Consider the following 18,512-nt stretch of genomic DNA (forward strand, 5'->3'; position numbering starts at 1 on the left):
ATCTTGGTCAATATCTGCAAAAATCATTGTGTTAATGTGCGCGCATTAGCAACAACCAAAAATAATTAAAAATGTTTAAAAGCAATTAGTTAACAATTAACATCGAAGCAATCAATGTCGCACTGTCAAAAGTCGAAAATGCGAACAAAATTCAGCTTAATACGTTGAAAGGTTATGTGAGCAGCGAACCAGAACAGGCCGTGCTTGCGTTTCGTTCTTTGAATGAAGTGGAATCGATCGACGACAAGCTTAAGAAGATCATGTCAGAGCTACCACACCTCAGTGGCGAAGCTCACCACCTACTAGAAACATCGATCCTATTACAGTAGTGGCCAAGAAAGATAAGTCTCAACTAGCGTGATGAACTAAGACTTATCTTTTAGCTTTCTGTTTTTAGTACTTTTCTAGCAGCTATTTCTAGCTCTATTAGATAATGCCTAAAGCGTTATCGACTTCGCCATGCCCGCTTCCGCATGTCCTGGAATATTGCAGGCAAATTCGACTTGATTATCACCATGGAAATGCCAAAGCATCTGTTTCGCTTTGCCCGGCTTAACTGTAACTGTGCTGCCCGAGTCATGAGCGTGATTACCCATATTTTTCATCATTTCACGGTGCTCTAGCTGCTCTGAGGCTGAACCCATCGAGAATTCGTGGTCAATCTTGCCCGTGTTCATCACAACAAACTGCACCACGTCGTTCGGCTCAATATCGACCTTATTTTTGAATGTGATTTTCATATCATCACTTAGTAAGACATGAACCACTTTATCCGGTTTTGCGCCTTGAGCTGGCATCCCAACTTCTGACATACCTTCCATGTCCATCATTCCATCCATATTCATAATCTTCGAATGGTCCATCTTTCCACCCTTCATCATGCTGTGATTCATTTTTGAATGATCCATCTCTCCATTTTTCATCATTGAGTGATCCATATTTGAGTGATCCATTTCAGCAAAAGCCGTTGCAGTAGTTAACGTCAGTGCAATCGCAATAAGTGTCTTTTTCATGATCGTTCCTTAGATTAATTCAGTTATTTATTTGTTAGTTTCACATGTTCATGTGGTACGCCCTTACCCACTCTGTATTGGTCAGTAAGGGCTAATAATCAATACGTTATTTGTTTGTCTCGTTTTGGCTATGCGTAATCTCACGTTGTTTCCAGAGCTTAAAGATTGCAGGCAACACCAGTAGGGTAAGCAACAGTGCCGACGCCATTCCGCCTATCATCGGCGCTGCAATTCGCTGCATCACTTCAGAACCCGTTCCCTCGCCATACATAATTGGAATGAGGCCAATAATCACCGTAAGTACCGTCATCATCACAGGGCGAACACGCAGTCCTGCGCCCTCACGAATCGCATCCGTTAAGTCTTCACTCTGAAGTGCTTGCTGGTTCTGCTCCGCATCCAATTTTTTGTAGTGCCATGCTTGGTTTAGGTAGACCAACATGATCACACCTATCTCAACAGCTACCCCGGCAAGGGCGATAAAGCCCACACCCACCGCAATGGAGAAGTTGTAATTGAGGACATGCATCAGCCATAGGCCACCAACCATTGCGAGTGGCAATGTCAGCATGATCATCATCACCTCACCGACGCGGCGGAAGCTGAGGTAGAGCAACAACATGATGATGGCGATGGTGATTGGCACAACGACACTCAAACGATCCTTCGCACGTTCCATGTATTCGTATTGACCAGACCACGCCAGTGAATAACCCGCAGGTAAGACGATTTGATCGGTAACGACTTTCTGTGCCTCTGCCACATAAGAACCAAGGTCGCGACCTTCGATGTCAACGAACACCCAACCATTAGGACGCGCGTTCTCCGTCTTAATCATTGGTGGCCCATCTTCATAGCGAATGTCTGCAACATCAGACAAAGCAATTCGCGCTCCATTTGGTGTCACTAACGGCAGGTTCTGCAACTTAACGACAGAATCACGATAGCTTTGTGGGTAACGGACATTGATTGGATAACGCTCTAGCCCCTCAACGGTTTCACCCACGTTCATGCCACCAACCGCAGTCGAGATAACCTGTTGCACTTCTTTAATGCTCAAGCCATATCGCGCAGCCGAGCGACGTTTAATGTCTATCGTCACATAGCGACCGCCCGCAACACGCTCGGCGTAGACAGAGGCCGTGCCACTGACACCATTCAAGATAGGTTCAAGTTGCGAACCAATATCTTCAATCACGCTCAGATCTGGGCCAGCGATTTTGATACCAATTGGCGTTTTGATACCGGTCGCTAACATGTCGATACGAGTTTTGATTGGCATAACCCACGCATTGGTTAAACCTGGGAACTGAATCAGATCATCAAACTCTTTACGCAGAGACTCAGTAGTGACACCGTCACGCCACTCATCTCGCGGTTTAAGCTGAATCACGGTTTCAATCATGGTTAACGGTGCAGGATCGGTTGCCGTCTCTGCTCGACCAATTTTGCCCCACGTGGTTTCGACTTCTGGAATGGTTTTAATGAGCTTGTTGGTTTGTTGCAACAACTCACGAGCCTTACCTATTGAGATGCCCGGATACGTGGTTGGCATGTACATCAAATCCCCTTCGTCCAAAGGAGGGATGAACTCACTACCAAGCTTACTGGTTGGGTAATAAGCAGACGCCATTAAGCCAAGTGCGATAACAATCATCACCTTGGGGTATTTTAGGCTGAGGTTCAGAAGCGGTTTGTACATCGCCACTAGGCTGCGGTTGACTGGGTTTTTGTGTTCAGGCAACACGTTACCGCGAATGAAGTAACCCATTAACACAGGCACCAGCGTGATTGCCAAACCGGCTGCTGCAGCCATCGCATACGTCTTGGTAAACGCAAGTGGCGAGAACATCTTGCCTTCTTGCCCTTCTAGCGCGAACACAGGCACGAAGCTCAAGGTAATGATAATCAGAGAGAAGAACAGCGGCGCGCCAACTTCTTCTGCTGCCTTACCAATCACTTGCCAACGGTTTTTGTCAGTGAGCGGAGTCCGTTCAATGTGTTTATGAACGTTCTCAATCATCACTATGGCACCATCCACCATGGCGCCAATCGCAATCGCGATCCCGCCAAGAGACATAATGTTGGCGTTAATACCCTGCCAATGCATAACGATGAATGCGCCTAAGATACCGACAGGCAGACTTAGCGCGATAACCAGTGATGATCGGATATGGAACAAGAACAGCGCACACACGACGGCGACCACGATGAACTCTTCAGCCAGCTTCTTCCAAAGGTTTTCAACGGCTGAATCAATCAAAGTAGAACGGTCATAAGTTGCGACAATCTCGACACCATCAGGCAAGCCAGCTTGCAGTTCAGCGAGCTTGGATTTCACCGAGTCGATCACTTCACTGGCATTTTCACCAAAGCGCATCACAATAACGCCGCCAACCGCTTCACCCTCACCATTGAGTTCAGAGATACCGCGACGCATTTGCGGGCCAAGATTAATGTCAGCAATGTCACCTAATAGCAACGGAGTACCTTTGTCGGTCACTTTTAGCGGCAGAGATTGAATGTCTTCAATGCTTGTCAGGTAACCGGTGGTACGAACCATATGTTCGGCTTCCGCAATCTCAACAACAGACGCTCCTGTTTCTTGATTACCATCTTGGATTGCCTTGTTGACTTGCTGAAGCGTTAGGTCGTAAGCACGTAACTTGGCAGGATCAATCTGTACTTGGTACTGCTTCACCATGCCACCAACGGTCGCCACTTCAGACACGCCTTCTACAGTTTGCAATTCATACTTCAAGAACCAATCTTGCAAACTACGAAGTTCCGCTAAGTCGTGCTGACCTGTTTTATCTTGCAACACGTAGCTGTAAACCCAGCCCACACCGGTTGCATCGGGTCCTAGTGTTGGCTTGGCACTCGATGGCAAGTTAGGTGCAACTTGACTTAAGTACTCCAACACTCGTGAACGCGCCCAGTACATATCGGTATCGTCATTGAAGATGATATAGACATAGGAATCACCAAAGAACGAGTAGCCACGAACTGTTTCAGCACCCGGTACAGCTAACATGGCGGTGGTCAATGGATAGGTCACCTGATCCTCGACCACCTGTGGGGCTTGACCCGGATAACTGGTTTTGATGATTACCTGAACATCTGACAAATCAGGAATGGCATCGACAGGTGTATTTTTAACGCTGTATAAACCGCCAAATACGATGGCTACAGTAGCAACCAGCACTAAGAAGCGGTTGCTAATAGACCAGCGAATGGTTGCATTGATCATAGTTCGCCCTCACCCGCTTCTAAAGATTTGAGCACATAATCAGAACCTTGTTTCGCCACTAGAAACCGAATGTTTTGACCCTCGGCAAACTCAGATAAATCAAGGTCATCACTGGCTTGGAAATTCATTTCACCTGCTTTCCAATTCCACTCAGGGACAGGCTGATGTTTTACGGTGATCATGCCAAAATCTGCCATCAACATTGTAATGTCACCCGTTACCCAAACTTCGCCAGCGATCTTGTGTTTGTTGACCTTGTAATCCACAACCTCGTACTGCCCTGACTCTGTCTTTCTCATCTCAAAGTCAATTGCCTTACCACGTTGCACGTCACTCATGTCCAAGCCTTCCGCAAAGGTGAAGTTCATCACCATGCCAGGCCAATCCCATTCTGGAACAGGCTGATGGTTAATCGTGACCATGCGACTGCCTTGCATAACATCGGAGATTTCACCGTTTGCCCATACAGTTTCAGCTTCTTCTTCAACACCATTGATGCGTGACAGATCAGCTGATTGGCTCGATTCAGAATCCAACATGAAGTGCGCAGAAGTGACAATGTTTTCACCTTGCTCTAGCCCTTGAAGCACCTCTATTTTTTCGCCAGCTTCACGACCAACCTCTATACGAGCAGAGCGATACTTACCAGAACCTTCTGACATTACCACTCGAGTCATACCACCGGAGTGAATCACCGAAGATCTTGGGATAGTGAGAACGGCTTCATCACTGATGGGTTTCAGTGCAATATTGGCAAACATATTTGGCTTAAGCTCGCCATTTGGATTGGAGAACTTCAAACGAACGCGCAAGGTTCGAGTTTTTGGATCAAGGATTGGGTAAACGTAATCGACATTACCCAACCACTCTTTGCCGGGAATGGCATCTAGCGTCATCACTGCATTGCTGCCTGACGAGATCCAGTGCGCTTGGCGCTCAAACACCTCTGCATCAACCCATACTTCGCCCAATGGGCCAGCACTGATCACCGCTTGTGCAGGAGAAAGATAACCACCTTCTCGGATATTCAAACTTGCGATGACACCATCGGCTGGCGCTTTAACTTCAATGGTTTGCGAGGCTTTGCCTTTGCGCGTAATAGCGCGGATTTGAGTCTTATCAACACCCAAGGTAATTAAGCGTTCAGTCGAACCCTTGATCAAACCTTTACGACCCGTTTTATAAGCACTGATCAACTCTTCTTGTGCTTTAACAAGCTCTGGAGAATAGAGTGTAAAAAGCACATCACCTTTGTTTACCTTCTCACCCACTGCGTTGATGTAGAGCTTCTCAACCCAACCAGAAACACGCACGTTGGTTTGCCACAATGTACTTTCATCGAACGCCACATAACCCACGGTTTCAATCCGAGGAGACAGCGCTTCGAACTTAACTTTCGCTGTTTTGACACCCAGATTATTTTCTACCGACGAATCAATGAACACGGTACCGGGCTTATCTTTTGCTCCGCCGTTCACATCGTCGGCATACACCGGGATAAGATCCATCCCCATTGGCGATTGACCTGGCTTATCACGCTGATAATTTGGATCCATCGGAGCCACCCAATACAGAGGTTCATCCTTGGTTTGTTTACTTACTTCGGCGTCTGTACTCGTTGCCATTGCTGACATGTCGTGTGCTGGATTAATTAGAAAATGGTTCACACCAAAACCCAATGCACCACCGACCAATAAAGCGATTGTTGCTACTTTTACTGTATTCATTGTCTATTCCCTTATTGATTGGCTGTGTGTTTAGTTGCGCTTGAGCTGAGTTGTGGTTGGTTTACTTGGTATTCAAAGCCACTGACTAACGCCGCCAGTTTGCTGTTAACGATGTTGAGATCGGTGATCAAACGTTGTTTCTCTAACTTAAGCGCCAGCTCATCGGTCGTTGCTGAAATAACATCGTTAAACTGGGCGGTATTGTTTTGATAGCCCCTCTCAACCGCGCTGATTCGGGCTGCGGTTTGAGGAAGCAAGGACGTTTGATAGCGATCTAATCGCTGGATCAGATTTGATCTGTCCACCAGCAATGCATTCACTTGCGCGTTCATTTGGGAAAGTAAGGTGTCTTTTTGAGATTTAGCCGCACCAACTTGATACTGAGCAGCCGATAAGTTTTTATCTTGTCGGCTCCCTGTAAACAGCGGGATGTCGACAGTCAGATAAGCACTTACCAGATCAGAAGCTGGTTCACCCGCCATGTTATTGGCTTGACGGTGTGCATACATCACTTCCACCCCAAACTGCGGGGTATAAGCTTGCTCGGCTAATTCAACCTGAGTTTGATTGGAGGAAATACTGACATCGGAGATCTTAACCAAAGGATGGTCAGTCAGTAGCTGGTAGTGCTTGGTTGAATCGATATTGGTCGCTAATTTGCTTTCCAACAACGACCAATCGATTTGGTTAGTTGCATTCAGTGTGCCCTGAGAATCAAGAACCTGAGAGCCTAGCCAATCAGAACCCAACCATTCAGAAAGCTGAGAGATTAGACGACGCTGAACCTGCTGGTTTGCCTGAAGTTTCTCATCAAGCTTGCTCACTTGGAGCTGAGCATTAAGCAGATCTTGCGCTTCACTTTTACCAATCGAGTAATTGGTTTGTACATAGTTTTCAAGTTCAACCAACAAACGACGATTTTGACGAATCACCGACTCAGCCTTTTGCTGATAACCTAACTCAAGCCAAAGCTGCGTCATGCTATTCGCAACCGTCAATTCTCTTGCTTGCACCTGCAAAGCTAAAGCATCTGCCTGTTGGCCTGCCTTTTTCTGTTGGAGGTTAAGCGTATCGCCACGCTCAAACTGCTGCATCAGCCCTATCGATATATTAGTCATCGGGTCTTCGTCGAATTGAAAGCTATCGACAGGCAAACCGCCAAATCCAACTTTCAATTTTGGGTCCATTAAGGTCGAGCTGGCAATGCCCGTTTCTCGCATCGCTTGAGACTGAGCAAAGTACTGCTTGCGATTTCCATCTTCGCTTAACGCAATCTCAATCAGTGTATTGAGTTGCTGCGTCGAGCTTGCTTGGTCATGTGCTGAAATGCGTTGAGCATTTGAAGCTGACGCCGTGGTAGCCGCGAGCGTAGCACTTGAAAACAAGGCCATAGGCAAGGCAGCAGCAACCACTAAGCTCGTGTTCATGACAAACACAGAGGTTGTTGGTTTCATATTCACAATGAATGTCCATATCTAGCGCTAATTAGCGCATAAAAAAGAATGGCTTATCAGATTTATCTAACTGATATAGCTGTATTTTTAGATATAGATTTATGCGGAAGGTGGGCGTAGCAAAGATTGTGCGCGTGCGACTTTCTGGCCAATCGTGACCGATTGAAAACGAGCTAATGAAAAGGAAAGTTGATCAACGGCTTGAACAGCCTGGATTGGATAGGGACTTGCAGAACACATTGAGGCACAGCAATCGGCACTCGAACAATGGTTACCCATCATCGGACTGCCGTCTTCGCTCATTGAAGACATATCGAATTGAGCCATCAAAGCATAGGCACTCATGTTAGAGTCTTCAGCGTGTACTTCTTCACTCATCACATGACACCCTGCCATTGAATCATTAACCGAAGTATCGCTGTGGTAACAAGCCGACTTGCTCGACCCCATTTCCATCATCATTACTTCAGTCATCAAGGCTGAGGAGCTTGAGGCATAGCTAGTCATCAACATCGCAATGATGCTGAAAACAATAATCCAAGTTTTTCGGAATGTGTTTGTCATAGCTTACCTTTGAATTTACAACGCAACTATAAACGTTCCCATTAGGGTAAGGTCAATGCCATTGTGCCGATATTTACCTGACCGTTGAAAAAGTATTCATCCTCTCTTTCATCAAAATGAGATAATTCTTCGACTTTGCAGTTTTTTCTTTAAAAATTATCCAATTAGCTAGCGAAACCTCTATCTGTGTATTTTACTTAAGACAGTGCAACCACGATTCACGGATGATAAAAATGGCTAACAAAAAAAACGTCGAAGCAAACAAGAAAAATACAGAAATCAAAAATAAGAAAAGTAACAAGCTAGAACAAAAGAAACCAACACAAAAAAAGAAGCGCAGACTGCATTCACATCTAAAAGTGAATATCCCACTTTTTCAGTCACTCATGATGATTTTGCCATCATTGGCTAAACACGCTGCTGCAGAAAGTATAGACAATTCCAGCGACGCAGCAGATCAAGTAACCGCAAATAACGTGACCGAAAAAGATGTCACCGATGACCATAACAAGGCGGACTCATCAGCGGTTGCTCTCCAAGAAGCTCAGACGAGTGACAGCGACGTAAACTCCACCTTAAGTGCCAGTCATGCCGCCCATGGTTCGAGCTCTCACTTGGTTCCTTCTCATCATTTATCGACGCTTTCTCACCCGCAAGTTCATTACATTCCTTCGGTATCGATGCCGACTATCTCCTCAGGAAGTAACGGTCAGCCGATTCATTCGAATGCGCCTACGACGCCCGCTTTACCCGTCACCTTTATGCCAGAAGTCATAAAAGGTACGTACGGAGAGCTTCATGTTGATGCAAATGGTCAATACACATTCGTATTGAATCCAAATTCTCCTCAATACATCCTGTTAAATCAGCACCAACCAGGTACTGACCATTTTGCGTTACACCTATCTAATGGCTCGAGCATCATTGTTCAGATACCGGTAACAGGTAAGCAAGACACGCCAAGTATTTCTGGAGACTTAACAGGTGTCGTAACAGAAGATCACAATATTGATTCACAAGGCTTGTTACATGCGAACGGCAAAATCGATGTCATAGACCCTGACCAAAATGAAAGTTCGGTTACACCGGAAGTTATCTCAGGTAAATATGGTTCATTAACTATCGATGCTGATGGACATTGGCAGTATCAAGTTGATAACTCGCTCTCTAATGTTCAAGCTTTAACCGCAGCCACTTCATTGCACGAAAGCTTCACTATTCACACCAAAGATGGCACACCGCAAACGATCGATATGACGATTGGCGGAAACGACGACAATGCCGTAATTACGGGTGTGGATGCTGGCACGTTAACTGAAGATTTAACGACACAAGTTCAAGGGCAGCTTTCGGTAACGGACTCTGATCTTGGAGAGGACCACTTTCAAGCCTCACAAGTGGCTAGTAATTTCGGTACGCTAAGCATCACAAAAGACGGTGCATGGACATACAACTTAGATAACAATAACCCTGTAGTTCAAGGGCTTGGCCAAGGTTCGACTGCGACAGACATCGTCACTGTTCACTCTGCCGATGGCACAGCACATCAAGTTACGGTTACAATTAATGGCACCAACGACCATGCAGTAATCACGAGTAGCACAGCAAATTCACCAAGTTCGTTTTTCGCTATCGGGAAAAGTAATGGCTCAAACCAAGTTACTGAAGATAAAGACCTAACGGTTTCGGGCCAACTCAACATCACCGATATCGACTCAAAAGAGGCGCATTTTTCTAATTCCGACCTCAAGGGGACACTGGGTACTTTACACCTTAAAGACAATGGCGATTGGAGCTACGACTTAGATAATAAAAATCCACAAGTTCAGGCTCTTGGTCAAGGATCTACGACAACAGACATCATAACCATCCACTCCGCCGACGGCACTCCTCATCAAATTGCAATTACCGTTAACGGCACCAATGATAAAGCCGTGATAAGCGGAACCAGTGCCGGCGCGGTAACCGAAGAGTCCCAACTTCAGACCTCGGGCACACTTGCGGTAACGGATGTGGATACTGGCGAGGCACACTTCTCCAACACCGATATCGTAGGCTCGTTTGGTACGCTTCATCTGACTAATACTGGTTCTTGGACGTACGACTTAGATAACACTAACCCAACCGTTCAAGCGTTAGGCGCGAATAAAACAGCTACCGATACCATTACTGTTCACTCTGCAGACGGCACACCACATCAAATTACCATTACGGTTAATGGCACTAACGACAAGGCCATCATTGGTGGGACAAACTCTGGTGCGGTGACGGAAGAATCTCAACTTCAAACCTCTGGTACGTTGACTGTCACTGACGTAGATACCGGCGAAGCACACTTCTCCAACACCGATATCGTAGGTTCATTTGGTACGCTTCATTTGACCGATACTGGTTCTTGGACGTACGAGCTTGACAATACAAACCCTAACGTTCAAGCGCTGGGAAAAGGAGCAACCGCTACCGATACCATTACTGTTCATTCTGCTGACGGCACACCACATCAAATTACTATTACGGTTAATGGTACTAACGACAAGGCCATCATTGGCGGGACAAACTCTGGTGCAGTGACTGAAGAATCTCAACTTCAGACGTCAGGTACACTGACTGTCACTGACGTAGATACTGGTGAAGCACACTTCTCCAACACTGATATTGCAGGCACATTAGGCACTTTACATTTAACTGATAACGGCACTTGGACTTACGATTTAGATAATACGAATCCACAAGTTCAAGCGCTAGGCAAAGGAGCAACCGCTACCGATACCATCACTGTTCATTCTGCTGATGGCACGCCACATCAAGTGACTATCACAGTAAATGGCACCAATGATACGGCTGTAATTGGCGGTACAAGTGCTGGCGCAGTAACAGAAGAGACACAACTACAAACTACTGGCACATTAACCATTACTGATACCGATAGCGGTGAAGCACACTTTGCCAATACTGATATCCAAGGCTCCTTAGGTACATTACATCTAACAGATAATGGCGCTTGGACCTACGACTTAGATAACACTAACCCAGCAGTTCAAGCGTTAGGTAATGGCGCAACCGCTACTGATACCATTACCGTTCATTCAGCCGATGGCACACCTCATCAAGTCACCATTACAGTAAACGGCACTAATGATAATGCTGTGGTAGGTGGAGTAGATACTGCAAGTGTCACTGAGAAAGCGGCTGGAGATAATATGTCACCAGATCATGCTCAATCGGGTATGGCGACACTTCGAGTTAGTACACTAAACGCTAATGGACATTTATCTGTGATTGATCCTGACTCTGGTCAGTCTGGCTTTGCTGATAATAATGTGGGGTATAACTATCACGGTACATATGGTGACTTAATTTTAAATCCAAATGGCGATTGGAATTACTATGCCGATGCTGGAAGTCTCACTCACATTGGTGGAAGGCCCACGACCAGAGGCTCCGCTATCGATAAGTTAGGTGAGGGTGAAACACTCACAGACACTATCACCGTTCACACAAAAGATGGAACACCACATAATATAGTCATCACTATCAATGGTAGTAACGACAGGCCTTATTGCTCTTCAGAAGTACAACTCAACGCAGGTACTGAAGATACGAGACAAACCATTACAGCTGCACAACTGTTACAAAATTCAATAGATGTCGATAAAAATGACTCTGGACTGCTTACAGTAGCAAACCTTCATCCAGATCACGGCTCGATTTTAGATAACCAAAATGGTACATACACTTTCACACCAGAAAAAGACTATAACGGTAAAGTTCATTTCACCTATGATGTCAAAGATGCACATGGCGGTGTCACTCATACTGGAGCTACCAGCAGTTTAAGTGCAGTTGCTGATAAAGCGGTTATAAGCGGTAGTGATACCGGAACGATTATTGAAGATCATAATGTGGGTCACAGTTCATTACAGCCTGTCGTTGCATCGGGTTTGCTGAGTGTGACAGATCCTGATGCAGGGCAAGACCATTTTCAGGTCAATCTGTTATTAGGAGAACAGGCGATTCACGATCCCTTTGGTGGTTTTTTACGCATTACACCAAGTGGCGCTTGGGGATATGAAGTAGCCAATAGTCGCTTGCAATCATTAGCTGAAGGTGAAGTAGAAAAAGTTGTATATCGTGTTTACTCTGCAGACCACACTGCCCACGATATAACAATAACGGTGACAGGCACCAACGATCAACCGAGCATTACTGCGACGACACTTGCACATGGCACTGAAGATACGCATTACCAAATGCAAGCCAGTCAGTTTGGATTCAGTGATATCGACACAGGCGATACGTTACATTCCATCGCAATCACAGATCTACCATCAGCAACACAAGGTAAGTTTGTACTTGATGGACACGATGTTACAGCGGGGCAACACATCCCTACAGCTGACATCAGTAAACTTCAGTTCGTTCCTGCGCAAGATTTTAATGGCGATGTTCAGTTTAAATATACTGTTAACGATGGGCATGTTGACTCACAAGAGGCTACTAACACTCTTCATATTGATGCGATTGGAGATAAAGCCGTTATATCAGGTGTGGATACTGGCGATGTTTATGAAAACAGAAACCCTGATATGTCGCCAGACTTTGCCCAGTCAGGTATGGCGCATTTAACTAATAGTATGATTCATGTTGAGGGGCAACTAACAATCATCGATCCAGATACCGGCGAGAATAGTTTTGATTCTAAAGGTATTGGTTATACCTATCATGGAAAATATGGCCATTTGATTCTTAATACAGATGGTAAATGGTTTTATGGTGTTGCGACCGGCACTGCTGATGTAAATGGTGGATTAACAACAAATGTAGGATCGACGATTGATCAACTTGGTGCAAATGAGACACTCACTGATACGATAACGATACAAAGTAAAGACGGTACTACTCATGATATTGTTATCACCATTCATGGCGACAACGACCGTCCATACTGCTCTTCAGAAGTGCAGCTCAACAGCGGTAAAGAAGACCTCGCGCAAACCATCACGGCCACCGAACTCTTAGCAAACACTATAGACGTGGATAGCAACGACCTAGGCAAACTCACCGTTGCGAATCTTCACGCTGATCATGGTTCTATTCAAGATAATCAAGACGGAACATACACTTTTACCCCAACCAAAGACTATAACGGCCAAGTTCATTTTAGCTATGACGTCACAGATGCGCATGGCGGAACGACTCATACGGGGGCGTCTACCACACTCACGGCTACCCCAGACGGCGCCATCATTTCAGAAGTGACAACTGACCACGTCACTGAAGATGGTTCACACAGCAGCCACAATGCAGGGGTTACAACTGAGCTCGCGAATGGAAGACTACAAGTTGTGGATCCAGATAGCGGGGAGAATAAATTCCAATACAGCCAGTTTGGTGAAACAGCAGTTCACGATCCGTTTGGTGGCATGTTACGTATTGATAGCATGGGCAATTGGGGGTACAGCGTTAATAATGCCAATTTGCAACACCTTGCTCAAGGACAAACTGAAACCGTTGTCTACCGTGTTCATAGTTATGATGGAACGGCATACGAGTTGCACATAGACGTTGTAGGCACCAATGATGCGCCAACCGTTACCCAAGTTGCGCTAAGTAACGGCACTGAAGACACGCATTATCAAATGCAAGCGAGTCAGTTTGGATTTACGGATGTTGATAGTGGCGATACGCTACATTCAGTTGCAATCACAGATCTACCAACAGCAACACAAGGTAAATTTGTGCTTGATGGACACGATGTTACAGCGGGGCAACACATCCCTACAGCTGACATCAGTAAACTTCAGTTCGTTCCTGCGCAAGATTTTAATGGCGATGTTCAGTTTAAATATACTGTTAACGATGGGCATGATGACTCACAAGAGGCTACTAACACTCTTCATATTGATACGGTTGGTGACACAGCAGTAATCACTGGAACGACAACTGGCGATGTCGATGAAGGGCATGGTACCTATCATGATCGGTCACCAAACTACGCACAGCTTGGGATGGCTAAATTAACCAATGACCCTTTATATACTGATGGCAAGTTAGAGATTATTGACCCTGACACTGGCGAAGCACAATTTGATACAAAAGGCATAGGCTACTCCTACCATGGCACTTATGGTCAATTAATACTAAATGCCGATGGTAATTGGCATTATAAGGTTACCGTTGGTAGTAACCAACAAAACGTAGCCACAAAGATCGATCAATTAGGCGATGGGCAAGAATTAACAGATACGATTACCATTTATTCTAAAGATGGTACTGCGCAAGACATAGTCATTACCATTCATGGTGATAATGATAGACCTTATATCAGTTCTGAAGTAACACTTTCCACAGGCACAGAAGATACAGCTCTTATTTTCACCAAAGCTGATTTATTAGCCAATACTGTCGACGTGGATGCCAATGACGCAGGTAAGCTTTCCATTGAGAATCTGTTAGTCGAACACGGCTCTGTAGTCGATAACAAAGACGGCACCTACACTTTTACTCCAACCAAAGACTACAACGGCCAAGTGCACTTCACTTATGACGTGACAGATGCTCATGGTGGAACGACTCATACAGGCGCAAACACGTCTCTTGCTGCTGTTAATGATGTCGCCACATTTGCCGGTGACTCCAGCAGCATAAAAGAAGATACAAACATTCACCACAACGCGCATATCACGGGGTCAGCAACTATTCCAGATGCCCTTTCTTGTCATGGGCACCTGATTGTATCTGACGCTGATGGTCATGGCGAAGCTGCATTAGATCTTAAGGGGCAACCGAAAATATCTCTGGATGGAACCTACGGTCATTTCGACATCACTAGTACTGGGACATGGGTTTATAAAGCAGACAACAAGAGTACGCAGATTCAAGACTTAGACAATGGACAAACACTCACAGATAGCATTGAAGTCACATCAAAAGATGGTACCAAGCATTCAATAACCGTCACGATTAATGGGACCACCGATGATCCTGTTCTACACAGCCTCAGTGATTCTGGTGTTCAACATAGTGGTCCAGTTGAAGGGAATCTACTTACTGGCTCTGGGACGGATCAAGGATTGAGCGGTGCAGCAACAGACACCGATTCCAACGCACATCTGGTGTTGCAAGATATTCAAATAAAAGACCCGGTGTCAGGTTATGTCGCGGTAAGGCCGGGGCAACCACATACTATGGCCGGTATCGGTACACTCGCGATCGAAGCGAATGGTCATTATACCTTCACCCCGGAAGCTGGCTTTACAGGTAAAGTGCCAAGTATGGTTTATCGCGTCGGCGATGATGGCGGTAACCCAATAGGAGACTCTTCTCAAAATTCTCTCTCTATTGAAGTCACCCCTCCCCTGCAACATGCGCCAACGGTTACAGCGCAAACCGTTTCTACAAATGAAGACATCACCAGAACCTTTACAACCAGTGAATTTGGTTACAGTGATCAAGATGGTGACGCCCTGCAGTTCGTGACTATTAGCAGCATACCGAGTCATGGATTATTACTCTTAAACGGTAATGCCGTAACCGCCAACCAGCAAATCAGCAAGGCTGACTTAGACGCAGGCCATTTAACTTTCACGCCGATCAATAATGAAAACGGCGCCAACTATGCGCAATTTACATTTACTGCGAATGATGGCCATAAAAATTCGGCAAACGCAACGATGGTAGTGGATGTCAATGCAGTCAATGATGCACCTATCGTTGGATCGAGTTTTATTAGTTCTTTAGAAGATAAGCCTCATGCGTTCACCACCGCAGACTTTAAATATTCTGATATTGATGGAGATGCGTTAAACCACATCACAATTACCAATGTCGCCCATGGCGTGTTATCGCTGAATGGCACCACAGTGAATGTTGGTGATGACGTCAGCGCCTCCGACGTTTCATCACTCATCTTCACCCCAACTCACAACTACTTTAGTTCTGGTGTCAGCGGATTAGGGGCGGTGCAATTTACCGCAAACGATGGTCATCTTGATTCAAAAGAAGGGTCAATACTCATTAATATAGCGAGTGTCGCTGACCCTGCAACATTCAGTGGAGACTCCACAGGAGTGGCAAAAGAAGACATAACACTTCAAGCTTCAGGTACGTTGACGGCGAGTGACCCTGATGGAACAGCAGGGTTTACCGCGGTACAGGGTGGAGTTGGAATAGCCGGAAGCAAAGGCTATGGGCACGCTCATATCGATGTAAATGGTCACTGGACTTACGACCTTGACAACAACCATCCTATAGTTCAACAGCTTGGCGAAGGTCAGACAGACACTGAAACCATCACGGTTCAATCTGCAGATGGCACGCACCATGATATCGTGGTTACCATTACCGGAACCAATGACGCACCGATTCTCGGCGTTAACCAGACATCATCAACAGCAGGTACATTAACAGAGACAGATGTAGACGTTAATGACACTCATATGTTCTCTGTCGTCAGCTCAACAGGGCAATTCGGTTCATTGTCGGTCGATCCAAATACTGGTGACTACGTCTACACACCAAATACGTCTATCACAGGGATGAGTTATAACTCTGCCACCAACTCCTATCATGGTGTCGATGTATTCGAAGTAAAAGTCAGTGACGGCCATACTGAAGATTCGAAATTCATCACCTTTGATGCCTCGGGACATGTCACCATGTCACCAACGGGTGGCCTAGTCATATCAACCACAGTACCTCAACAACCTACGGTTACAACGACACTACCAACCGTGCTAATGATCACCAACGTAGCGCCAACAAACTCGGTGACATTGAATTTGGCATCAACGAGTGACTCGGGTTCGTCGAACACTGACAACCTTACCAACGACACTACGCCAACGATTACCGGACACACTGATATTCCATTCTCGAAAGTCACTATTTACGATGGTTCCACACCCGTTGGACACGCGGTGTCTGATGCCTCTGGCCAATATAGTGTTGCCGTAAGCAGCTTATCGGAAGGCGATCATAATCTATCCGCCAAAGCGTTGGCTCCTTCGTCAGTGCTACCGGCTACCTCTTCGCTTCTTTCCGTCCATATAGATACACAAGTACACGTCGGTATTCAAACAGACCCGATTACCGCCGACAATGTGATTAATGCTCAAGAATCCAGTAGCTCCATTGACATCACCGGATCCGTTTCTGGCGATTTTAATGCAGGTGACATTGTGACTTTAGATGTAAATGGGACACAGCATACTGGCGTGGTCGATGCAAAAGGACACTATTCAATTGCCGTACCTGGCAGTGAACTCATTGCCGATGCTGACCAAAAAATAGAGGCATCAGTAGCGATAACAGATACCGCAGGTAATAGCGCTCATGCCACTGCAGATGTTACTTACCAAGTCGATACACAGGTTAGCGTTCCTACGATTACCTTTGAAAACGCAGGGGCAGACAACTTATACAGCAAAGCTGAAATCGCCCGAGGACAAGCAAACACGATCACTGCAACCGTTACGCCTCCTGGTGATGCCAAAATCGGAGAGCATCTTGTCGTTAACGGACAAGATCATGTATTAGATGCTCATACTCTGCAGCATGGAATACAAATTGAAGTTCATCCCGGTTCTAATGTACAAGCAACAATGACTGACGAACACGGTAATACCGCAGGTAGCCAAGGTTTCGCTGCAAGCGCTATTCCTGAACCTATCATTGTCAGACCACCATCGGGAAGCCACCAAGTATCTGGCACGCTTGGGGTTCCACCACTATTACCATCGTTAACTCCGGTACCAACAGCACAAAGCGGTTGGCGAATCCATTTACCTAACGGACAGTACGTCACTAGTCATCATGGCCAATACGGGACATTAACTATTGATCCTCAGACCGGTCATTTACATTATCAAGAGCAAGCCCAAGTTCACACGGGCCCTCATGGCAGCGCTTCTGGTATAGGTCAACATGAAGATAAATTTGAAGTGGCATTGCAAGGGACAAATCAAGATGAAGTTGTCGCCCATGTGAATATCCAGATACTCAGTCATGGGCCAGGAAATAGTGGAAAGCTGACAGTTGGAACTGAAGTGGTTGATATGACAATCACTCCTGTCGTCCATACATCACACCCTGCTCCACCACCACCGCCTCCTGTTCAACATGACGAGCCAGACATGGCTTCGCAAGCCGACTTTACGGTCACACTAAGCGATGATAGTAATCTGGATTTAACCCAGCAGACCCATCAAGAACCCGAACAGAAAACCAGCCACCATGGTGCAGCAGCTTATCTGGATGCATTGGGCATTAAACCCGATGCGACATCGACAACGGTTCACGATCAACCTGCGGATATGGATATCGTACTTGCACAAGTCGACCAACAAGATGCAACAACACATGACCAAGCGCACTTGGATATGTCAGACGCGTTGGAACACCATGACGCGAACATCAACCATAACCAAGATGATGAGCACCATCATCACAACGACGTAGACGGGCTACCGGACATTGATCCAAATAGTTAACCGATAACGAGACT

General features: G+C 45.9%; 7 protein-coding genes. 2 read left to right on the forward strand and 5 right to left on the reverse strand.

What is annotated here, in order from left to right; translation table 11 throughout:
• Positions 1–95: 95 nt before the first annotated feature.
• Positions 96–329 carry a hypothetical protein gene (locus AB4180_RS08355; RefSeq protein WP_241909267.1) on the forward strand — a complete coding sequence of 78 codons (234 nt, stop codon included), beginning with the start codon at positions 96–98 and terminating at the stop codon, positions 327–329.
• Positions 330–437: 108 nt separating this feature from the next.
• Here AB4180_RS08355 and AB4180_RS08360 read toward each other — a convergent pair whose 3' ends face one another.
• The 5 genes from AB4180_RS08360 to AB4180_RS08380 form a co-directional block, all read right to left on the reverse strand.
• The gene (locus AB4180_RS08360) at positions 438–1,013 is read right to left on the reverse strand and encodes a cupredoxin family protein (protein ID WP_102249762.1); all 576 of its coding nucleotides are present in this window, start codon (positions 1,011–1,013) and stop codon (positions 438–440) included.
• Positions 1,014–1,119: 106 nt separating this feature from the next.
• Positions 1,120–4,263, reverse strand: a complete 3,144-nt coding sequence (locus tag AB4180_RS08365) for an efflux RND transporter permease subunit (protein WP_102249763.1) — start codon at positions 4,261–4,263, stop codon at positions 1,120–1,122.
• Complete coding sequence (locus AB4180_RS08370) at positions 4,260–5,990, reverse strand: efflux RND transporter periplasmic adaptor subunit (RefSeq protein ID WP_102249764.1); 1,731 nt, start codon at positions 5,988–5,990, stop codon at positions 4,260–4,262. The genes AB4180_RS08365 and AB4180_RS08370 overlap by 4 nt, the downstream gene beginning before the upstream one ends.
• 11 nt (positions 5,991–6,001) lie before the next feature.
• Positions 6,002–7,444 carry a TolC family protein gene (locus AB4180_RS08375; protein ID WP_102249765.1) on the reverse strand — a complete coding sequence of 481 codons (1,443 nt, stop codon included), beginning with the start codon at positions 7,442–7,444 and terminating at the stop codon, positions 6,002–6,004.
• Between the two features lie 99 nt (positions 7,445–7,543).
• The gene (locus tag AB4180_RS08380; protein ID WP_102249766.1) at positions 7,544–8,008 is read right to left on the reverse strand and encodes a hypothetical protein; all 465 of its coding nucleotides are present in this window, start codon (positions 8,006–8,008) and stop codon (positions 7,544–7,546) included.
• Between the two features lie 233 nt (positions 8,009–8,241).
• Between AB4180_RS08380 and AB4180_RS08385 the strand changes: the two genes are divergently transcribed.
• Positions 8,242–18,498 carry a VCBS domain-containing protein gene (locus tag AB4180_RS08385; RefSeq protein ID WP_102249767.1) on the forward strand — a complete coding sequence of 3,419 codons (10,257 nt, stop codon included), beginning with the start codon at positions 8,242–8,244 and terminating at the stop codon, positions 18,496–18,498.
• The last annotated feature ends 14 nt before the right edge of the window (positions 18,499–18,512 follow it).

This window comes from Vibrio sp. 10N.286.49.C3 (genome assembly GCF_041469545.1).
GTDB lineage: Bacteria > Pseudomonadota > Gammaproteobacteria > Enterobacterales > Vibrionaceae > Vibrio > Vibrio tasmaniensis_A.